General features: G+C 67.3%; 23 protein-coding genes. 15 read left to right on the forward strand and 8 right to left on the reverse strand.

Going from position 1 to position 20264, the window contains the following annotated elements:
• Positions 1-57 precede the first annotated feature (57 nt).
• The 7 genes from BLR91_RS20270 (at position 58) to BLR91_RS01230 (ending at position 4002) form a co-directional block, all read left to right on the forward strand.
• Positions 58-315 carry a hypothetical protein gene (locus BLR91_RS20270; RefSeq protein WP_231918779.1) on the forward strand — a complete coding sequence of 86 codons (258 nt, stop codon included), beginning with the start codon at positions 58-60 and terminating at the stop codon, positions 313-315.
• Positions 312-581: a hypothetical protein gene (locus BLR91_RS01205; protein WP_089878013.1), complete on the forward strand. Its 270-nt coding sequence runs from the start codon at positions 312-314 to the stop codon at positions 579-581. The genes BLR91_RS20270 and BLR91_RS01205 overlap by 4 nt, the downstream gene beginning before the upstream one ends.
• Positions 578-931, forward strand: coding sequence for a hypothetical protein (locus tag BLR91_RS01210; RefSeq protein ID WP_089881633.1), 354 nt, complete (start codon positions 578-580; stop codon positions 929-931). Before BLR91_RS01205 ends, BLR91_RS01210 begins: the two co-directional genes overlap by 4 nt.
• Complete coding sequence (locus BLR91_RS01215) at positions 922-2160, forward strand: hypothetical protein (protein ID WP_089878008.1); 1239 nt, start codon at positions 922-924, stop codon at positions 2158-2160. Before BLR91_RS01210 ends, BLR91_RS01215 begins: the two co-directional genes overlap by 10 nt.
• A 1-nt stretch (position 2161) precedes the next feature.
• A complete protein-coding gene (locus BLR91_RS01220) occupies positions 2162-3013 on the forward strand; it encodes a hypothetical protein (RefSeq protein ID WP_089878004.1) in 852 nt (283 codons plus the stop codon).
• 72 nt (positions 3014-3085) lie between these two features.
• Positions 3086-3529 (forward strand): hypothetical protein, encoded by a 444-nt coding sequence (locus BLR91_RS01225; RefSeq protein WP_231918780.1) that lies wholly within the window; start codon positions 3086-3088, stop codon positions 3527-3529.
• Positions 3529-4002: a DUF5085 family protein gene (locus tag BLR91_RS01230; protein WP_089878001.1), complete on the forward strand. Its 474-nt coding sequence runs from the start codon at positions 3529-3531 to the stop codon at positions 4000-4002. Before BLR91_RS01225 ends, BLR91_RS01230 begins: the two co-directional genes overlap by 1 nt.
• Positions 4003-4088: 86 nt before the next feature.
• On the opposite strand, the gene BLR91_RS01235 is transcribed toward BLR91_RS01230, so the two are convergent.
• The 3 genes from BLR91_RS01235 to BLR91_RS01245 form a co-directional block, all read right to left on the reverse strand.
• Positions 4089-5918 carry a thiamine pyrophosphate-requiring protein gene (locus BLR91_RS01235; protein ID WP_089877997.1) on the reverse strand — a complete coding sequence of 610 codons (1830 nt, stop codon included), beginning with the start codon at positions 5916-5918 and terminating at the stop codon, positions 4089-4091.
• A 94-nt stretch (positions 5919-6012) separates the two neighbouring features.
• Entirely contained in the window at positions 6013-7344 is a 1332-nt protein-coding gene (locus tag BLR91_RS01240) for an NAD(P)/FAD-dependent oxidoreductase (RefSeq protein ID WP_089877994.1), read from the reverse strand.
• Between the two features lie 44 nt (positions 7345-7388).
• Positions 7389-8156: a glucose 1-dehydrogenase gene (locus tag BLR91_RS01245; protein ID WP_231918781.1), complete on the reverse strand. Its 768-nt coding sequence runs from the start codon at positions 8154-8156 to the stop codon at positions 7389-7391.
• Between the two features lie 237 nt (positions 8157-8393).
• Between BLR91_RS01245 and BLR91_RS01250 the strand changes: the two genes are divergently transcribed.
• Complete coding sequence (locus BLR91_RS01250) at positions 8394-9767, forward strand: NAD-dependent succinate-semialdehyde dehydrogenase (protein ID WP_018192291.1); 1374 nt, start codon at positions 8394-8396, stop codon at positions 9765-9767.
• Between the two features lie 56 nt (positions 9768-9823).
• On the opposite strand, the gene BLR91_RS20275 is transcribed toward BLR91_RS01250, so the two are convergent.
• Complete coding sequence (locus tag BLR91_RS20275; RefSeq protein WP_089877985.1) at positions 9824-11107, reverse strand: hypothetical protein; 1284 nt, start codon at positions 11105-11107, stop codon at positions 9824-9826.
• A gap of 438 nt (positions 11108-11545) precedes the next feature.
• On the opposite strand from BLR91_RS20275, the gene BLR91_RS01260 reads away from it, so the two are divergent.
• The 4 genes from BLR91_RS01260 to BLR91_RS01275 all read left to right on the forward strand — a co-directional run bounded on the left by BLR91_RS01260 (position 11546) and on the right by BLR91_RS01275 (position 14301).
• The gene (locus BLR91_RS01260; protein WP_018192289.1) at positions 11546-11752 is read left to right on the forward strand and encodes a cold-shock protein; all 207 of its coding nucleotides are present in this window, start codon (positions 11546-11548) and stop codon (positions 11750-11752) included.
• A gap of 164 nt (positions 11753-11916) precedes the next feature.
• A complete protein-coding gene (locus BLR91_RS01265; protein WP_018192288.1) occupies positions 11917-13008 on the forward strand; it encodes a fatty acid desaturase family protein in 1092 nt (363 codons plus the stop codon).
• Between the two features lie 81 nt (positions 13009-13089).
• The gene (locus BLR91_RS01270; protein ID WP_018192287.1) at positions 13090-13422 is read left to right on the forward strand and encodes a DUF7882 family protein; all 333 of its coding nucleotides are present in this window, start codon (positions 13090-13092) and stop codon (positions 13420-13422) included.
• Positions 13423-13521: 99 nt separating this feature from the next.
• Entirely contained in the window at positions 13522-14301 is a 780-nt protein-coding gene (locus BLR91_RS01275; protein ID WP_089877982.1) for a TRIC cation channel family protein, read from the forward strand.
• A 28-nt stretch (positions 14302-14329) separates the two neighbouring features.
• On the opposite strand, the gene BLR91_RS01280 is transcribed toward BLR91_RS01275, so the two are convergent.
• Entirely contained in the window at positions 14330-15205 is an 876-nt protein-coding gene (locus tag BLR91_RS01280; RefSeq protein WP_089877979.1) for an aminoglycoside phosphotransferase family protein, read from the reverse strand.
• A 123-nt stretch (positions 15206-15328) separates the two neighbouring features.
• Between BLR91_RS01280 and BLR91_RS01285 the strand changes: the two genes are divergently transcribed.
• Positions 15329-16726 carry a pyridoxal-dependent decarboxylase gene (locus BLR91_RS01285; RefSeq protein WP_018192284.1) on the forward strand — a complete coding sequence of 466 codons (1398 nt, stop codon included), beginning with the start codon at positions 15329-15331 and terminating at the stop codon, positions 16724-16726.
• Between the two features lie 71 nt (positions 16727-16797).
• Here BLR91_RS01285 and BLR91_RS01290 read toward each other — a convergent pair whose 3' ends face one another.
• The 3 genes from BLR91_RS01290 to BLR91_RS01295 form a co-directional block, all read right to left on the reverse strand.
• Positions 16798-17052 (reverse strand): DUF6458 family protein, encoded by a 255-nt coding sequence (locus BLR91_RS01290; RefSeq protein WP_018192283.1) that lies wholly within the window; start codon positions 17050-17052, stop codon positions 16798-16800.
• A 16-nt stretch (positions 17053-17068) separates the two neighbouring features.
• Entirely contained in the window at positions 17069-17233 is a 165-nt protein-coding gene (locus tag BLR91_RS20100) for a hypothetical protein (protein WP_018192282.1), read from the reverse strand.
• Between the two features lie 69 nt (positions 17234-17302).
• Complete coding sequence (locus BLR91_RS01295; protein ID WP_018192281.1) at positions 17303-17797, reverse strand: MarR family winged helix-turn-helix transcriptional regulator; 495 nt, start codon at positions 17795-17797, stop codon at positions 17303-17305.
• A 97-nt stretch (positions 17798-17894) separates the two neighbouring features.
• On the opposite strand from BLR91_RS01295, the gene BLR91_RS01300 reads away from it, so the two are divergent.
• Together BLR91_RS01300 and BLR91_RS01305 are read left to right on the forward strand one after the other, a co-directional pair.
• Positions 17895-19232 (forward strand): serine/threonine-protein kinase, encoded by a 1338-nt coding sequence (locus BLR91_RS01300; RefSeq protein WP_231918782.1) that lies wholly within the window; start codon positions 17895-17897, stop codon positions 19230-19232.
• A gap of 48 nt (positions 19233-19280) precedes the next feature.
• A complete protein-coding gene (locus BLR91_RS01305; RefSeq protein WP_442911248.1) occupies positions 19281-20258 on the forward strand; it encodes a diacylglycerol/lipid kinase family protein in 978 nt (325 codons plus the stop codon).
• The last annotated feature ends 6 nt before the right edge of the window (positions 20259-20264 follow it).

Here is a 20264-nt window from a genome sequence, read left to right on the forward strand (position 1 = left end):
ACCTGGTAGGTCCGCATCCCTATGGGGAGGCGCCGGACAGGGAGACGTTCCCCTATTGTGGCCACTGAAATCCATACTGTTGTTCATCATGGCTACACTGATGCCGCTGATACAGAATTTCTCACGGATCTTCTCGACCAGATGGAGAACGGGCGTCGCAAGACGACGCAGGTAAAGCAGTTCGCGGGCGCCCTCACGGACATCCCCGATGCCGTCCAAAGCGAGGAGATCGAGAACATGGCGCGGGTTCGCGCGGACCCGTTCTTCGAACTTCGTGGGTTGGTCCAGCAGCAAGACAGGAAAGGTGAGTCGTGAAGGTCGCGTCAAACGTCGGTGCCGCACAGGAGGCCGTCTCGGGGTTCGCGGAGCTTGATACGAGCGGGGGAGGGCAGCAGGTGACCCTGAGCGCGAGCAACGTTTCGTGCATGCAAGACGGATCAAGCGTCGCGAACAAGCTCCTTGACTGCATCTCTGAACTCGCGTCCGGCGTGAAAGGTCAGGCGAGCAACGTAACCGCCCTTGCCGCCGAGATCGAGGATCGGGACAAGCAGGACGCGAGCGGCTGGTGCGAAGCGCGATGAGGCATCTGAGTGCACAGCAGATCGAGATCGAGCAGAGGATTCGGGCTCACGAGGACAACACGGCCGAACAGTTGGCGACGATTCGCGTGCTCGAGGAGCAGTGGGACGACTACCGGCGAGTGATGCGGGAGAACACGACCCTGTTCGAACAAGCCGGCATCGCCATGGGCGCGGATAACTACTTCGTCAAGAAGGGCCTAGTGGCGAGACGAGAGGTCGACAGTTACGTCGGCCAACTGGCGAATGAACAGGCCGAGCTCTTCGAGGAGACAGCGAGCAGCATCCGCTCGTCATCCGAAGAAGAGCTGGAACGCATGCGGCGAGAGAAAGCGGGCATGTCATGGGCTTGATTTACGACTCCGGCGACTCGGGAAACCTCAAAGCTGCACTGTCGGCGAACCTCACAGCCGCGTCCGCCGTGCTGACGAAGCTGAGTAGCGCGTCCACCCGTCTGACCACCGCTCTGGGCACGGGGGAGCTATCCGGGAAGGGCTATACGGCAGTCGATTCCTTGTTCGCGCAGATCATCGCGCCGTGCGTCAAAGAGGCGAAGGACGAGATCGACTCCATCTCTGGCGAGCTCGAAACCTATACGAGCGAAGACTCCAAGGTGAGCAGGTTCGGGGTGCTCAAAGAGGATGAGCTGAACACTCAACTCAGGGCGACCAAAAAGCAGCGCGACGCGACCGAACACCAGATCGAGGTCCACGAACGTGCCGCGGACTCATCGACGGCAGTGCCTGGCCTTAGTGAAGCGTTGGAGGCGAAGAACGCTCAATTGGAGTTGGTACTGAACCAGCTCGAGAAGGACATCCACGAACTGGAAGACAAGCTCAAAGCGCTGCGAGACTTCGCTGCGGCGACCAAGGGTCTCTTCATGGGGCGGCTCGAGAACCTGGCAGCTGCCACCGGCGACGTCATCGCCCTGCTGAAGAGCTTGAGCGAGCCGGCTGTGATGCCCGGTATGAAGCTCGACGTCCTCGGAGCCACCGGAAGCGCGCTGGGGGCCGCGGCGACGAGGAAGGAAATCCTCGAGTATCTCGCGGGCGGGAAGATCAAGGCTGACGGCAAGGGCCGTCTGAAGGTCGGTAAGACGTTTCTGTACGACCCGAAGGGTAAGTATCTCTACAGCGGGGGCAAGGGCCTCAACGCCGCAGCCGGAACGCGGATCGACCACTATTTGCAGCCGGTCAAGGCAGGCGCGAGCGCTGCGCTCAAGGCTCCCATCGACGACTTCACCGGGTGGAAGGGCACCTCTAATCTCAGCAAGCTCGGCAAGTTTTCTGGCGCTGCCGGCACCGTTCTTACCGTCGGGTCCAACGCTGACAAGTACTTCGGCGACGGTGTGCAGGGTAATGATGTGCCGGACTTCGCCGTCGATACCGGAGTCGACCTCGCGGGCGCGGCGGCCGCGGCCGGTGCGGGCGCCGCAATCGGCTCGCTCATTGTGCCTCCGGCTGGGACCATCGTTGGAGCGGTGGCCGGGTTTGTGGTGGGTTTGGCGCTGAACATCGAATGGGGCGGTGGTCCCTCAGCGACTGATGCCGCCAAAGAGATGATCAAGAAGACCTACCGCTGACATGATGCAAGAGAAGAAGCCGACTATCGCCGAGGCGAACCGTGCGTATTTCCAGGCCTTAGCCAACACTCGCGGATCCATCGCCATGCTGCCTGCTTTGGCAGGTCCCACAATTGTGGTGCTCTTTGCGGCGAACGTTGGGCCGTTGAATGCTCCCAGTGCATTCGAGGGCTACGGCGTACTTTCGTCCCTCTCGGCCATCAACGTTGTGCTCATCTGGACCAGCGCAATCTGCCTATTGCTGTCGGTGCTGCTCAAGGGTGTGAGCTACCGAGCCCAGGTGCTTTCCTCAATGGTCATGGCGGGCATGGCAGTGATCCTCGTCTATTGCCTATGTTTGCTGGCACTCGCAATAGCAACGCTTTCCCAGGCAAGAGGAGAGCAGTTCTATGCGACGCTCTTCAGCACCGTAGGCATCATCACTGTGGTGATTGTCGCCGGTTCGACGTCGGTGCACGTCCTCCTGCTGCGACGTCGGTTGCGAATCGGGCATTCCGAGAAGCGCACGATGGGCAACTTCCTAGCTGTGTCCCGATCCAATCGGTCCACGATGTTCTGGATTGCCTTCGGACTGGTGGCGGTGGTGTCCAACGTGGTGACGTCTGGGCAGTATCTCGTGAACACGGCTGGTGCGCTCGGGTTGCTCCTTTTTGCTTGTGTAATACCCAGTCTCCCGGTCGAGTTCGCGTACCTCGCCTATCTGAAGTCGAAGGATCGTGACTACTGGGAGCGTCCTCCTCGCCCCGTGGCGAAGGAAGTGCGCCTGAGGCTTGCCAGGAAGATCATCCTCTGGGTTGTGGGGATAGCGGGGGCTCTCGCTCTGTTCTGGGTACTGGCCAAGTACGTTCTGTGACCGCGGTTCCCGGCTCACCCGCCGCACATCGTGAACGGTTCTGAACGAGACAACGAGAAATGAGGACTCACCGTGAAACTCCAACCGCGCACGCTGAGCATGAACAACGTCGTGAGCTACACGCTCGACCTACACGAGGGCGACGAGCTTCTGGACATCGTCGACGGCACTGCCGCCTACTTCCGTGAGGTTCTGGTGCACAACGGTTACTACACCACGGGCCCAATGGTCTTTCGGGGACTTCCTGGATCGGAGACCTTCACCCTCATGACCACTCTGGGTAATCGTGTGAATATGGTCGGTGATCGCCACTCCGGATTCGAATTCCAAGAGCGCGTAGAGCTGGAGACTGACTACTTCTATCGTCACTGGGATGTCGAGGAGCCACTGCCGTACGACGCGATCGAGGAGGCCGTGGCAGAAGAAGGATTGAGTCTTCAGAGCGTCTATCACGTGATCCTCGACTTCTACGGCGAGTCCGTGCTCGACCTATACGCGCACGTGGAGAAGCGTTGATGGCCACGCCGTTTCATGACGTGGCGTTCGGCCAAAGACTGTCCTTTCAAAACGTGTTGAGCCATCGCACAAAGTGTCACTACACGGAGATGGCGGCGCAGTTCGACGAGTTCGTGTCCCGGGTCGAGGCGGACGGCTGCGAACCCGTGGGGCCGCTCTTCTACAGTCTCCACAACGTGCCGATGGACGAGATGGTCGATATCGAGACGTTCGTCCCGATTCGGCAAAGCACCTTCCCACGTCACGAGGATTTTCTGTTTCATTCGTACGTCGACGTCTCCCCTCTCCTGAGAGGGATCGTCAAGGGTGAATTCGACGAGCAGACAGAAGCGGTGTACACACAGCTTCTGGCGACGTTGGAAGCGAACGATCTGGAGATCAATTCGCCCTTCTACCACGTGTTCCAAAAGGACCCGTCGCCATTCGTCCTGGTCTATGTCGGGTACGTCGACCCGGACCAGAGCGCCCCATGATGAGGTTGCGCACCAAGGCAGTACGGAACAAGCACACCCTCGTACACACCCCGATGCAGTAGGTCGGGCTCGTGCGGGCGGCCGCTTCACCCTTCCGCGTCGCCGCGGTCCCGGTGCAGCACCCCCTTCACGCGCTCCACGCCCTCGGTGACCAGCGAGGTCGCCGAGTCCTTGATGGCGCCGAGCCCGTCCGGGTCGCCCTTCAGCAGCGCGAACGCCGTGTTCTTGGCGAACTCCGCTGTGATGTGCGGGGGGAGGGGCGGCACGTTCTTGCTGGTGTGCGCGTCGATCAGCGTGACGCCGCGGTGGGCGAATGCGGCATCCCACGCGGCGGCCACATCGTCGTCGTCGGTCACGGTGATGCCGTTGAAGCCGAGGAGGCGCGCCCACCCGGCGTAGTCGACGGACTCGACGGCCTGTGCGGTCTCCCAGACGGGGTTCGCGTCCTCGGTGCGCATCTCCCACGAGACCTGCGTGAGGTCGTCGTTGTGCAGCACCAGGACGATGAAGGTCGGGTCGGACCAGCGTGACAGGTACTTCTTGATGGTGATGAGCTCGTTCATCCCGAGCATCTGGAACGCGCCGTCGCCGATGGTGCAGACGACCGTCCGGTCGGGATACGCGAACTTCGCCGCCTCCGCGTAGGGCATCGCTGCGATCATCGTGGCGAGGCGGCCGGAGAGGTCGCCGAGCATCCCGTCGCGAAGCCGGATGTAGTGGCCGTACCAGTCGGCGGTGGTGCCCGCGTCGGCGGTGACGATCGCGCCGGCGGGCAGCCGCTTGTTCAACTCCGCGTACACCCGGCGCGGGTTCACTCCGTCGTCGTAGGTCTGATCGGCCTGGGCGGCGAGCTCGTCGTCCCACGTCCGCATGTCGTCGGCGACCTTCTCCTGCCAGGAGAGGTCCTCCTTCTGGGTGAGCAGGGGGAGGAGTCCGGCGAGGGCGGTCTTCACGTCCGCCCAGATGCTCACCTCGGTCGGGTACCGCAGGCCGAGCTGCTCGGGTCGCAGGTCGATCTGTACGGCCCGCGCCTGCCCGGTCGCCGGGAGGAACTGCCCGTACGGATAGTTCGTGCCGAGCAGCACGAGCGTGTCGCACTCCTTCATCTGGTGGTAGCTCGGCCGGGAGCCGAGGAGCCCCAGCTGCTGGGTGTGGAACGGCACGTCCGACGGCACGGTTTGCTTGCCACGGAGGGAGGTGATGACGCCGGCGCCGGCGAGCTTCGCCGCCTCCAGCACCTCCGCCGTCGCGCCGTTCGCCCCGGCGCCGACCAGGAACGTGACGCGCTCGCCGGCGTTGATCAGATCGGCGGCGGCCTGCAGCTGCTCCAGCGGGGGAGCGATGGCGGTGGATGGCGCCACAGCACTCGAACGCGACTGCCACATCTCAGGTCCCGGCTCCACCATCTTCTGCCCCTGCACGTCGTGCGGAAGGATGATCACGCACGGCTGCAGCCGGGTGATCGCGGTCCGGAACGCGGTGTCGACGACGGCCTGCGCCTGCGCGGGCGACACGATCGTCTGGACGTACGCGGCGACGTCCGAGAAGGTCCGCTCGAGGTGGCTCTCCTGCTGGTTGAACGTCCCCAGCGAGTCGAGGCCCTGCTGGCCGACGATCGCGACGACGGGCTGGTTGTCCATCTTCGCGTCGTACAGGCCGTTGATCAGGTGGAACCCGCCCGGGCTCGACGTGGCGACGCACACGCCGACCTCGCCGGTGAACTTCGCGTGCGCCGTCGCCATCAACGCGGCGATCTCCTCGTGCGTCGGACGGATGTACTCCACGCCCTCCTCGGCCCGCTCCGCCTTGCCGAGGGCGCCGTCGAACTCCCCGATGCCGTCGCCGGGGAATCCGAACACCCGCCGCACGCCCCACTCCCGGATCCGCTCGATCACGAACTCGCTCACCGTCGTCATGCTGTGTCTCCTTTTCGCGCGTCCTGTCGTTCGCGTGCACATTGGCCATCCAACGCCCCGAGACTCCCGGGTCAACGGGGTCGGACGGCGTCGGTCAGTTCTTCTCCTGCGCGGTTGCCGCCTCACGGAACCGTTCCCGCGGCTCCTGCACCGTTCCGACCGGCGCCGCATCGCGTGGGGTGAGTCCATTGCCGACCCACCCGAGCACGAGGCGGAACCGACGCGAGAGGCTGGGCAGGGCGATCGCGTGATAGACCTTGTCGACGGCCCACGCCGCGACGCCGCGCAGGGGGATGCCGCGGACGACGGCGGCCCCGCGCATCCCGCTGTAGCTGGCGAGCGTCCCCAGTGCACGGTGACGGTACTCGGTGAGTCTCTCGCCGGCGATCGACCGCCGCAGGTTGCCGGCGAGCACCCGTGCCTGCCGGATCGCATTCTGCGCGTTCGGCGGGTAGTAGGCGGGCTGCTTCTCGGCCAGCAGATCGGGCACCTGGGCGTCGTCTCCGAGAGCCCACACGCCGTCGAGGGGCGTGCCGTCGTCGCGGACCGCCTGCAGGCTCGCGTTGCACTGCACGTGCCCCTTCGGGCCGCGCGGCACATCCGCTCGGTCGAGCACCGGGTTGGGAGTGACGCCGGCCACCCATACGAGCGTGTCGGTGGGATGCGTCTGACCGTTGCTGAGCACGACGTCGCCGTGCTCGCAGCTCTTCACCTCGGTGTGGAGCAGCACGTGGATGCCGCGCTTGCGCAACAGCCTCAGGGTCCAGGCGGAGAGCTGCTCGGGGAGCTCGGCGGCGATCCGGCCGGCGACCTCGATCAGCAGCCAGCTCATCCGTTCGCCGTCGAGCTCCCTGTAGCGGTCGAGTTCGGCAGCCGCGACACGCTGCAGCTCCGCGATCGCCTCGACGCCGGTGTACCCGCCGCCGACGAACACGAACGTCAGCGCCCGCTTCCGCTCGGCGGCGTCGCCGGTGGCGGCGGCGAAGCGGATGCGCTCCAGCACGTGGTCGCGCAGATATGCCGCCTCTTCGACGCTGGAGAAGCCGATCGCGGTCTCGGCGAGCCCAGGGATGGGCAGCGTCTTGGTGACGGCGCCCAGGGCGAACACGACGTGGTCGTAGGCGATCGCCCGCTCGGTCCCGTCGAGGGTCCGCACGACGGCGACCCGGGCGCCGGTATCCACCGACTGGAGCGCCCCGGCGACGATGTCGGCGTTCTTGAGCGGGCGGCGCAGGGGCACGACCGAGTCACGCGCCTGGGTCTCGCCGCCCGCCACCTCGGGCAGCAAGGGCTTGTAGGTCAGGTACGGCTCGGGCTCCACGACGGTCATGCGCAGGCGGTGGGCCGCGGCGTCGCGACGCAAGTCCCGCGCGAGCGTGAACCCGGCGAACCCTGCGCCGAGGATGAGGATGTGCGGTTCGGTCATCGCTCTCGCTCCTTCCTTCTCCGGTGGCGTGCCCTCGCGCTCCGTCAGAGCCCCACGCTGCCGTGCATGATGCCGCCGTCGACGAAGACCGTCGTCGCGGTCATGTACTTCGCGGCATCCGAGACCACGAACGCGACGACATCCCCGATCTCGGAGGGTTCGGCGACCGTGCGGAGGGGGATGGAGTTCTCCAGCTTCTGGCGCAGCGCGTCATCCTTCATCGTGGCCGCGTTGATGGGCGTGTCGACCGCGCCGGGCGCGACGCTGACCACACGGACGCCCTGAGGTCCGAGCTCGACACCGGCGGTGCGCGTGAGCATCCGCATCCCGCCCTTCGATACGCAGTAGCTGAGGTTTCCGGGCATCGGCCAGTCCTCGTGGACCGAGGACACATTCACGACCACCCCGCCGGTTCCCTGCTGGATGAACCGCTTCGCCGCGCGCTGCGTCCCGAACACCGCGCTCGTGAGGTTCACGGCCATCACCTTCGCGAAGGTCTCCTCGTCCACCTCGAGCAGGCTGTGCCGCAGCTCCATGCCCGCGTTGTTGACGAACGCGTCCAACTGCCCGAATTCGTCCACCGCCGTTCCGATCAGCTTGTCGATGCCCGCGGTCGTGGTGACGTCCGCCTCCACTCCGATGGCGCGACCGCCCGCCGCGACGATGTCCTTGACCAGGTCGGCGGCGTCCTCCGGCCGCGAGACGTAGTCGATGACGACCGCCGCTCCCGCGGCGGCCAGCGAACGGGCGATCGCCGCCCCGATCCCGCTGTTTCCGCCGGTGACGACGACGCTCTTCCCGTGCAGGTCCACGAGCACCTCCCTCGATCAGCCACCATTGAACGCTCCGGTCGCCCGATTGCAACGGTTCCTGCGAGGGTCCGCAGGGGAGATGGCCGATGATGCCGACGCGCTGTACGTCATGTCGAGGCATGCCCGCACTCGTGGACGATGTGGCGGGTCACAGGTGCTTCGGAAGCCGTATTGTCATGATGGGCCACACCCGTTTCAGCGAAGAAGAGACCCGTTTCAGCGAAGAAGAGGAGCGCCATGAGCTACGCCGTGACCAATCCCGCCACCGGCGAGACGGTCAAGACCTTCGACACCATCAGCGATGCCGACCTGGAGGCGGCGATCGCGTCCGCAGACCACGCCTTCCGTACCTGGTCGCGGTCGACGACCACGCAGGAGCGGGCTGCACTGATCCGCCGCGTCGGCGAACTCCACGTGGAGCGCCGGCAGCAGCTCGCCGAGATCATCGTGCAGGAGATGGGCAAGCCCGTCGAGCAGGCGCTCGCCGAGGTCGACTTCGCCGGTGCGATCTACGAGTACTACGCCGACCACGCGGACGAGTTCCTGAAGGATGAGCCCATCCAGCTGCTCGACGGTGACGGGTCGGCCGTCGTCCGCCGATCGGCGCTCGGTGTGCTCCTCGGAATCATGCCGTGGAACTTCCCGTACTACCAGGTGGCCCGGTTCGCCGGACCGAACCTCGTGATCGGCAACACCATCCTGCTGAAGCACGCGGAGCAGTGCCCCGAGTCGGCCGCCGCCATCCAGCAGATCTTCCTCGACGCCGGCTTCCCCGAGGGCGCCTACGTCAACATCTACGCGAGCCACCCGCAGATCGAGACCGTCATCGCCGACCCGCGCGTCCAGGGTGTCTCGCTCACCGGCTCCGAGCGGGCCGGCGCGAAGGTCGCCGAGATCGCCGGCCGCAACCTGAAGAAGGTCGTGCTGGAGCTGGGCGGGTCCGACCCGTTCATCCTGCTCTCGACCGACGACCTGGATGCCGCTGTGCAGAACGCGGTGGATGCGCGCCTCGACAACAGCGGTCAGTCCTGTAACGCCGCCAAGCGGTTCGTCGTCATCGACGAGCTCTACGAGCCGTTCCTCGACAAGTTCACCGCGAAGCTCTCCGAGGTCGAGGCGAGCGACCCGACGAGCGAGGACTCGGCCCTCGGCCCGCTCTCGTCGCTGAAGGCGGCGGAGAACCTCGACGAGCAGGTCAAGCGCGCTGTCGACAACGGCGCGAAGCTGGTGCGCGGCGGAGGCCGCAACGGCGCCTTCTTCGAGACGACGGTGCTCACCGACGTGACGCCCGACAACCCCGCCTCCAAGGAGGAGTTCTTCGGCCCGGTCGCCCAGGTGTACCGCGCCAAGGATGAGGACGACGCCGTGCGCATCGCCAACGACACCCCGTTCGGGCTCGGCTCCTACCTGTACACGACGGACAAGGAGCAGGCGTCGCGCGTCGCCGACCGCATCGAGGCCGGAATGGTGTTCGTCAACGTCGTCCTGGCCGACGGCGCCGAGCTGCCCTTCGGCGGCGTCAAGCGTTCCGGTTCGGGTCGCGAGCTGGGCCGGTTCGGTGCGGACGAGTTCGTCAACAAGAAGCTGATCCGCGTGGGGAACGACTGGTAGTCACCAACGAGAAAGGGCCGGGCGTCTGAGACGCCCGGCCCTTCGTCGTTTCGCGGTCAGTTGAAGGTGACCACGACCTTGTCGTCGTCGATCTTGATGTCGGCGCTGATGTAGCCGGCCTCGCCCGTGAGGTTCTCGCTCGCCGGGTTGCCGCTGAAGTCCGAGCCGGTCATCACGGCCGAGAACTTCCCCGGGCCGATCTTGAACTGGTAGTAGGAGTCGGAGTCGTCGCTGATCTCGACCTTCGGCGACTCGTCGACCTTCACGGCGACCGTCGACTTCGAGACGGCCATGTTGCTCGGGTAGCTGAGGTCGATGCCGCAGTCCTCCACGTCGTAGTACGACGTCTTGGTGGCGCACTCCGCGTAGTGGGCGTCGACCTGCTTCTGCACCTCGTCGAGGTAGGCCTGCGACGGGGTCAGCTTGAGGTCCTTCACCTGGTACGAGTCGGCGGCCACCGTCAGCTTCGGGGAGCCAGCCAGCTCGTAGTACTTGTTCGGCGCCTCGATGCTGTAGACGCCCGGGTAGGCGACGACCTCGGAGTCCTTCGACGTCAGCGAGTGGTCCGCGCCCGGCACCGAGTAACCCGGGATGCTCGACGACACGAACGGGAGCTGGTAGGTCAGCCCACGGCTGACGTACCAGCCCTTGTCGTCCTTATCCAGCTCGATGGTCCCGCGGTAGGTCTTGCCCGCGAGCTTGTACGTGACGCTCACCTGGGTGAGGTCGGAGCTCCGGCTGGTCAGTGTCCGGCTCACGACCGGCGCCGTGATGTGCTGCGCCTTGCCGAGGACGGCGTTGGTGAGCAGGAAGTTCTCGTCCTCCGAGGAGTCGACCCGCGCCAGCTTGTTGGCGGCCGAGGCGTTGCCCTTGGCGATGTCGTTCAGGTAGTCCTGCGCGACCGACTTGGCGCCGCTCCCGCCCAGCAGGTTCGCGATGAGAACGATCGCCACGATCACGACGGCGGCGAACGCGACGGCCCCGCCGATGACCCACCAGACCCACCGCGGGACGGCCGGCTTCTTCTTCTCGCCGACCGGCGGCGCGTACGGGTTCGGCTGGGCGCCCGGGTAGGGGTGCTGGCCGGGCGCGGTCGCGTAGGCGGCCTGCTGCTCGGGAGCGACCGGCTGGGTCGGCGGCGCCGGCTGCTCGGGTGCGGCGGGCTGCTCGGGTGCGGCGGGCTGCTCGGGTGCGGCGGGCTGTTCGGGTGCGGCGGGCTGTTCGGGTGCGGCGGGCTGCTCGGGTGCGGCCGGCTGCTCGGGTGTGGTCGGCTCGGATGCGGCCGGTGTGCCCTCCGGAGCCTTGTCGTGGTCGTCTGCGGGCACGGTCGGGTCGCTCAATATTCCCCCTTGATGATGTGATGACGATCGGATACCGCCCGAGACATGGGCGTCGATCAGAAACTTTTCAAGAATATCAGTCCTCGGTCCACAATCCAGTCCTCTGGAGGGTGAAAACGAGGGATTCGCGCGCTGGAGGCCGATGTCCTGTAGTCTTGCGGGAACCCGGTCAGCCGACGACGTCTCGCACCGGGTCGATTGAGCGCACCTTCCTCGTGACGTGTGCGCATGTGTACCCGCGGCCACGGCCGCGAAAAAGGAAAAGTATCTCACCCTCCGTCCGGCTCCATCAGCCGTTCAGCTCTCCGGCGAGGGCCACTCCCTCCCCGACGAATCGTCACGACCGCTCCATTCCGTCGTGGCGCTCAGCCGTCCGCGCTCTCTGCGCGGCGAACGGGACCGTCATGGTCCCCAACACCAAATAAGAAGGAAGAAACGATGGCCACAGGTACCGTCAAATGGTTCAGCACGGAGAAGGGCTACGGGTTCATCGCCCCGGATGACGGCACGGCCGACGTCTTCGCCCACTTCAGCGAGATCGCGTCGCAGGGCGAGTTCCGCAACCTGGCCGAGAATCAGAAGGTCGAGTACGAGGTGACCCGCGGCCCCAAGGGCCTCCAGGCATCCAACATCCGACCGGTCTGACCGGTCCTCGATGCGGGGCCGGTTTGCCGGTCCCGCATCGATCCCAAGCCCCTTCGGGCATATCTCGGTGCTGGCGCCCAGGAACGGCGCATATGCTTCGAGAATCTAGGGCGAAACGTCCAACACCTCGGCTGGGAAGTCGTCTGACACAGCGGAGGTCAAGAGTGACCGCTACCCTTCTCGGTCCGATCCGGACCACCAAGCCCCGCTCCGGCCGGCCGTCCGTCACGAGCACGTACAGCGAACTCCTCTCGGAGGTTCGCAGCGAGGGTCTCCTCGAGCGCCGCCGGGGCTTCTACATCACCACCTTCGCGGTCCTCATCCTCGCGCTCGTCGGCGCCTTCGCCGGGATCGTCCTCTTGGGCGACTCGTGGTTCGTCCTCCTGATCGCCGGAGCGCTCGGCATCATCTTCACCCAGCTCGCCTTCGTGGCGCACGAGGCCTCGCACCGCCAGGTGTTCGACTCCGGCCCCGCCAACGACCGCGCCGGGCGCTTCCTCGCCACCTGGATGGTCGGCATGAGCTACCACTGGTGGATGACGAAGCACACCCGTCACCACGCCAACCCGAACACCATCGGGAAAGACCCCGACATCGCCCGTGACACGATCTCGTTCACCGAGGCGGACGCCGCCCGGTCCACGGGCATCCTGCGCGCACTGACGCGTCGCCAGGGCTACCTCTTCTTCCCGCTGCTGCTGCTCGAGGGCGTCAACCTCCACTTCACGTCGCTGCGGACCCTCTTCGGCAAGGCGCCGGTCCCCGGCCGCGGCCGTGAGCTCTCCGCCATCTTCATCCGATTCGGCATCTACCTCAGTGCTGTCTTCCTGCTGATGCCGGTCGGCGTCGCCTTCGCGTTCCTCGGAGTGCAGCTCGCCGTGTTCGGCCTGTACATGGGGGCGTCCTTCGCCCCCAACCACAAGGGCATGCCGCAGCTGCCCGAGGGCTCGCGCGTCAGCTTCCTCGACAAGCAGGTGCGCACCTCCCGCAACATCCGCGGCGGATGGTGGATGAACATCCTCATGGGCGGTCTCAACCACCAGGTCGAGCACCACCTCTTCCCGAGCATGCCGCGGCCGCACCTGGCGCGCGCTCGTGAACTGACAATCGCGCACTGCGCGGCGAACGAGGTGCCGTACACCGAGACATCGCTCGTCCGGTCGTACACCATCGTCATCCAGTACCTGAACCGCGTCGGCCTCGCGGCCCGCGACCCGTTCGACTGCCCGGCCGCCGGGGCCTACCGCCGGGCCTGACCTTCCCTCCGCGCATCCCGCCGGACATCGTCGAGCCAACGAACGTGCGTCTTGGCGTACGGTGTTGGCTGGAGGTGCCCGATGGGATACATGGTCTACGACAGCAGCACGATGATCACGTTCGAGGATCGCGTCCTCGCGCACCTCGAAGTGGTGATCGTGTCGAAGCTGCGCCGCAAGGAGTCGTTCGCTCTGAGCTGGCGCGAGACCGCGGAGAACGGCGACGGTCGCTCGACCGTCTGGATCGACCCCTCCATCCCTCTGCGTTTCCGGTTCAGCGGCTCACGACCGCCGACACTCGACCGCGACTGGATCGAGCGCCTCGCGGCAGCGGCGGCCAGCTCCTCCGGTCTGATCGCCGTGGATGAGGACGGCCAGCCGGTCGTCGGGTCCACCCACGAGCGGGGTATCTAGGGCGCGGTCGGGATCGCGAACGGCGCTGTCTCTCGCTCGCCGCCCTGCCTCGTTAGCGTGTGTCTGCAGCGGCACTGTGTCGCGGGCAGGGGACTTTCGATGCATCCGACCGAGCTCACCTTCGGCACGTGGTCGCTCACCGGTGGCGGCACCCTCATCGACCTGATCGCGGCGACGACGAACGCTCTGAACGGTGCCCTGCTCGCGCGGCGACCGGACCACTATCGCAACTACACCTTCGTCGGCATCATCCTGATGGCCGTCATCGGCGGAATCGCGGGCGGGGTCATCCGGGACGTGATCCTGCAGGAGACACCGTCCGCCTTCGTCAACCCGGCCTACCTGGTCTTCAGCGTCGCGGCCGGTGTCGTCGGCTACCTCATCGCCTATGCGCACGGCCAGCTGTTCCGCGAGGGCCTCTTCCAGTTCATGACGTCGTTCTCGCTACCCTGGTACGCCATCATCGGAGCGCAGAAGGCGACGGAAGCCGGCTATCCCATCGTGGGCGCACTCGCGATCGCTGTGATCGCACCGACCGCGGGCCGCTATCTGATCGACGTAACCAGCGGTGTCACGCCCAAGCAGTTCGTGCGCGGCGAGTGGTTCGTCGCGACGGCCGTCGGCACCGGATTCGTCTGGATCGTGCTCTCGGAGGCGGGCGTGCCGTACTGGCTGAGCGTCGGGGGCGCCTTCCTGCTCGGGTTCACCTTCCGCGTTGTTGCGCTGTACCGCGGATGGGAGGAGCCGCTCGCCCGCGGGCCGAAGGGCCTCAAGGTGCATGCCGACCGGCGCCCGCTGCTCGGTCGCAAGCTCTCGGGGCGCTCACAGGAGGAGTTGCGGATGCTGGGTCTCGCCGTCGACGAGGAGCCCGCCGCCTGAGAGGGCGTTGCTGGCCGGAACCCGGGCGTTACTCCGGGATCTGCGCGAGTGCGTGCCGGGCCAGCGCCGCCATCCGAGGGTTGTCGTCCGACGCCATGGCCAGGGCGGACGCCATCGTCACCGCCCAGCCGCGCGCTCGCGCCCACGTCGCCGTGTCGGGCGTGACGGGAAGTGCACGGCGGAACCGCTCCCGCGCGTCCCGGTCGAAGGTGAGCCACGCGGTGGCGAGATCCGTGGCCGGGTCGCCGGATGTGACGTCGCCGAAGTCGACGACCCCCGTCAGATCGCCGTCCGGGCCGAGCAGCAGGTTGCCGGGATGCAGGTCGCCGTGGAGCAGCAGGGGAGGCCCGTCCCAGGCGGGCGCGTCGAGGGCCTCGCGCCAGGCCTGTTCGAGGTCGGCGACCTCCATGCGGCCGGACAGCGAGCGGAGCCGGGTGGCGACCGCATCTCGGCGTGCCGCGAGCGGGATCCCGCGCACCGGGTTGTGCGGCGCTTCGGAGGCGGGCACGGCGAGCTCGCCGAGGAAGAGTGCCAGCGGCTCGGCCAGACCGACACGGCCCGCGGCGCCGACGGATGCGCCGTCGATGCCGTCGAACCACTCCACGACGCTCCATGGCCAGGGGAATGTCGCAGACGGGACACCGACGCGAACAGGGACGGGCACGCGGACGCTCACGCGCTCCGCGATCCCCGGGAGCATGCGCTGCTCGTGCTCGATGAGGTGCGCGGCGGCCTCCCGGCGCGGGACGCGGACCGCGAGACGGTCACCGAGTCGGTACAGCTGGTTGTCCCAGCCGTCGCTCACCAGCCGGAGTTCTCCGTCGAGGTCGGGATGCTGCTCCGCGAGCAGCCGGGCGACCAGCGCGGCGTCGGTGGTGATGTCGGCGGCGGGAGTGTCACTCACCCGCTCGACCGTAGCAGGCCGCCCGATAGGCTGGTGCTGGGCGCTCGAAATATCCGAATGCTGCGCTGAACGAGCAAGAGAGTTGCGTTCAGCGCCAAACTCATGCGGGTTCTTTGTGAAAGCATGGCGATCGGAGGTTCCATGACTCAGCAGCCCGCTCAGCCGCACGACCGCATGCACGCGGTGACACCGGAGACCCGTGAACTGGTCGACCTGGTGCTCGACTACTCGCGCCGGCGCATCCTCAGTGAGGACACCCCGCTCGACAAGCCGCTGCCGGAGTACGAGCTGCGCCGCCTGGCGGGACAGACCGTCTCCGAGAACGGCATTGGCGCCGAGCGCGCGCTCGCCCTCTTCGAGCACGTCCTCGCGCCCGCGTGCATCACCACCGACCACCCGAGCTACCTGTCGTTCATCCCGACGGCCCCGACGAAAGCGGCCACCGCGTTCGACCTCGTCGTCTCGGCCAGCGCCGTCTACGGCGGGTCGTGGCTGGAGGGATCCGGCGCCGTGTACGCCGAGAACCAGGTGCTGGCATGGCTGGCGGCCGAGTTCGGGCTGCCCGCGACGGCCGGTGGTGTCTTCGTGCAGGGCGGGACGCTCGGCAACCTCTCCGCCCTGGTGGCGGCGCGGGATGCGGCCCGGACCGAGCGCGGCAACCCGGCCGGTCGCTGGGTGATCGTCTGCAGCTCCGAGGCGCACTCGTCGGTCTCGTCCGCAGCACGGGTGATGGATGTCGACGTCGTCGCCGTCTCGCCGGGGGAGAGCGGCGTGTTGAGCGGAGATGCGGTTCGTCCGGCGCTGGAGGAGTACGGCGACGCGGTGTTCGCGGTCGTCGCCACGGGCGGATCCACGAACTTCGGCATCGTCGACGACATCGCGTCGATCGCCGCGCTGAAGTCGGACTTCTCGTTCTGGCTGCACGTCGACGGCGCGTATGGACTCGCGGGGATGCTCTCGCCGCTGGCCCGCCACCGTTTCGCCGGGGTGGAGAGCGCTGACTCGGTGATCGTCGACCCGCACAAGTGGCTGTTCGCGCCGTTCGACGCCTGCGCACTGATCTATCGCGACCCGGAGGCCGGCCGACGGGCGCACACCCAGCACGCCGAGTACCTCGACACGCTGACCGAGACCACGGAGTGGAGCCCCTCCGACTACGCGGCGCACCTCACCCGCCGGGCCCGCGGACTGCCGTTCTGGTTCTCGCTGGCGTCACATGGAGCCGCGGCCTACCGCGATGCGGTGACCGCATCCATCCGGCTGGCCGAGCGAGTGGCCGAGGAGATCGAGCAGCGGGACGGCTTCCGCCTCGTGCGACGGCCCCAGCTCTCGGTCGTGGTCTTCGAGCGCGACGGCTGGACAAAGGAGGACTACGCCGTGTGGTCCGCCCGGCTGCTGGAGGAGCAGCGCGCGTTCGTCACGCCGAGTTCGCACGCGGGCCGGCCGAACACGCGTTTCGCCATCCTGAACCCACTGACCACGTTCGACAACCTGGTGGGGATCCTCGACTCGATGGAGTGAGCGTCCCCCGCATAACAGAAGACCCCGTGCCGGGAGGCACGGGGTCTTCCACGTTTCCAGAAGGGAGGGTGTCAGACGATGTCGTCCGACTCGCCCGTCCGGCGCGTCACGCGCTCGCCCGTCGCAGGATCGACGGCCGTGCGGGTGGTGGCGACGGAGGTGCGACGCCGAGTGAGCAGCACGATCCCGATGATGATGCCGATGACGCCGGCGAACATCAGGATGTAGCCCACCAGGTGGAGATCGATCCAGGCCACCTGGACGTTGATTGCGAACGCGAGGATCGCGCCCACCACGACCAGGAAGATGCCAGCGCCGAGGCTCATCCGGTGACCTCCGGGCCTAGACCCGTCGGCTCCCGGTGAGCAGTCGCACGAGCCAGACGATCACAGCCAGGACGAGCAGGATGATTCCCACCCAGAGGAGGAAGTTCAGCGACTGCACGAACCCTCCGGTGAGCAGCAGGATGATCGCGATGATGGCGATGACGATGAGCAGGATGTTCATGGAGAAGTGTCCTTTCCTTGACGCGCTCCACACAACAACTGCTTCAATTGCCTAGCAATCCCCTTGACTTCACGTTCGTTTCGGCCTAGCGGCGGCTCGTTCCGCGGCGATGCGGTCGACGGTCTGGCGCATCTTGGTGAGGAAACGCGTGACGGTCTCCGCTTCGTCCGGGCTGAGCTCGGCGGTCGCGGCGGCGATCTGCTCCTGCGCCGCAGCCAGCAGCGGGCCGGTGTCGCCCTGCGCGGCCAGCGTCGGGACGAGCTCGACGGAGCGCTTGTCGACGGTGCTCTGCCGTCGTTCGACGAATCCGTCGCGCACGAGCCGGTCGATGAGCAGGGTGGTGGATGCGCTCGAGACGCCGAGGTAGGCGCTGATGTCCTTGGCGAAGGTCGGTCGGCCGGCCGACGTGTTGTCGAGGATGAGCCGGAGGGCGAGCAGATCGTTCTCGCCGATCCCCATGGCCGCCCCCGTGCGGCGACGCATTGCCGCCTCGGCCGCACGGTAGACCTGCAACGCCTCGAGCACGGCCGTGTCCGGCCGCGGCGTCTCCGGTTCGTGCTTCACCTTCTCCAGTCATGCCCGCAACGCCGATCCGCGCAACGGGGGTGGACCCGACTGTCGGCGGATTCACGGCCACGGATCCTGCGCGTATGCTCGCGCAGTGGACGACAGAGTGCTTCTCGACCGCTACGAGCTGAAGGACCGACTGGGCCGCGGCGGCATGGCGACGGTCTTCCGCGCGCACGACAGGCGCCTGGATCGCGAGGTCGCCGTGAAGGTCTTCACCTCCGGCGCCGCCGTCGACGATGCGCGGCGGCGCACCGAGGCGACGATGCTCGCGCGGCTGAGCCACCCGCACCTGGTGGCGCTGCACGACGCGCACCTGGCAGCGGACGGGGATACGACGCCGAGCTTCCTGGTGATGGAGCTGGTCGACGGGGAGGACCTCCGCTCCCGGCTCGAACGCGGACCGCTTCCTCCGGAGGATGCGGTCGAGATCGCCGTCGGGATCGCGGAAGCGCTCGTGGTGGTCCACGAGGCGGGAATGGTCCACCGCGACCTCAAGCCCGGCAACATCCTGCTGGCCGACGCGAGCGTGCCCGGCGGCCGGCCGGTTGTGAAGCTCGCCGACTTCGGCATCGCGCACCTGATCGGCTCGGAGCGGATCACGACCGTCGGAACGGTCATCGGCACCGCGGGCTACCTGAGCCCGGAGCAGATCTTCGGGGGCGAGCCGGGGCCGTCTGCGGACATCTACTCGCTCGGCCTCGTCGTGCTGGAGGCGCTGACCGGCGTCCGGGAGTTCCCCGGCACGCCCGTGGAGGCGGTGGCCGCCCGCTCGGCGCGCGACCCGCGCATCCCCTCGTCGCTGCCGGAGGACTGGCGCGGCTTCCTCGGCGCCATGACGGCCCGCGAACCGTCGATCCGGCCCACCGCCTGGGAGGTGGCGGTGATGGCGCGCGAGCTCGCGCCGCAGCTGGCCGGGTGGCGGGCGGATGAGCCGGATGCGGCGACCGTGGCGGCTGCGATCGGCGGCGGGGCTCCCGGGGGGACGTCGGCCGCGGCGATCGGCGATGCGGCGGGAGACCACGATGCGCCGACGCGCATCCTCCCGACGTCCGCGCGCAGGGATCCGGATCGCAGCGGCGAGACACCGTCGCGTAGTCGTCGCCGGGGGTTGCTGGTCGGCGGTGTGGCGGCGGCCGCTGTCCTCGTGACCGCATCCGCACTGGCGCTCGGTTCGATGATGGCGCCCGCCGCGCAACCCGAGACGGTCACGACGCCGCGCCCGACTCCCAGTGTGACCGCCCCGCCCACCACGGTCGCTCCTGCTACGACGACGGAGACGACGGATCCGGAGACGACGACGCCCAGTGAGGATCCGGGGCCGGCGACCAGCCCCTCGGACGACAAGACGGGTCCCGGCAAGGACAAGGGGCCGGGAAAGGACGCCCCGGGTGGCGGCCCGGGCAAGAACGGCGGCAAGGGCAAAGGCTGAGGGCTCCGGCCGCTTCCGCCATCGACCATCCGCCGGTACTGTCGGGGAATGCCCGAGCAAACGAGGACCGCCGCGATCGTCGTGAACCCGGTGAAGGTGGATGCGCCCGCCCTGCGCGAGGCGCTCCGAGCCGCCGAAGAACGGCACGGCTGGGCGGAGACGCTCTGGATCGAGACCACCGAGGACGACCCGGGCTCCGGGCAGACCGAGCAGGCGCTCGAGCGCAACGTGGATGTCGTCATCGCTGCCGGCGGTGACGGAACCGTCCGCACGGTCGCCGAGAAGCTTCAGGGCACCGGTGTGCCGCTGGCGCTGCTGCCCTCCGGCACGGGCAACCTGCTCGCGCGGAACCTGAACCTCACGCTCGACGACGTGGGCCATGCCCTCGACTCGGCGTTCGACGGAGAGAACCGGTCCATCGATGTCGGCGTGATCGAGCTGCGCGACGGGAGCGGTCCGACGCGCAAGCACTCCTACCTCGTGATGGCCGGCGTCGGGATCGACGCCCAGATGATCGCCGCCACCGACGACGACCTCAAGGCCCGGCACGGCTGGCTCGCCTATGTGAAGGCGATCGGGAAGGTGCTGCGCGACAAGAACGAGCTCCGCCTGCGCTACCGGCTCGACGACAAGGGCGTGCGCTCCGTGCGGGCCCACACGGTGCTGATCGGCAACTGCGGGTCGCTGCCCGCGAACATCCTGCTGCTTCCCGAGGCGGCCGTGGACGACGGGGAGTTCGACATCGTCGTGCTGCGCCCGGAGGGGTTCGTCGGCTGGGTCCAGATCGCCGTCAAGATCTTCTGGGAGAACGGCGTCCTCCGGCGCACCACCGTCGGCCGGCGGCTGATGGGCGCCGACAAGGAGGTGCGCGCGATGAACTACCTCAAGGGCCGCGAGTTCGTGATGCGGCTCAGCCGTCCCCAGGAGGTGGATCTCGACGGCGACCTGTTCGGCCGCGCGTCCGCTCTCCGCACCTGGGTCGACCCGTCGAGCCTGATGGTGAAGGTGCCGCGCTCGTGGAGCTGAGGGCAG

Origin of the sequence: Leifsonia sp. 466MF (assembly GCF_900100265.1) — a bacterium.
GTDB lineage: Bacteria > Actinomycetota > Actinomycetes > Actinomycetales > Microbacteriaceae > Leifsonia.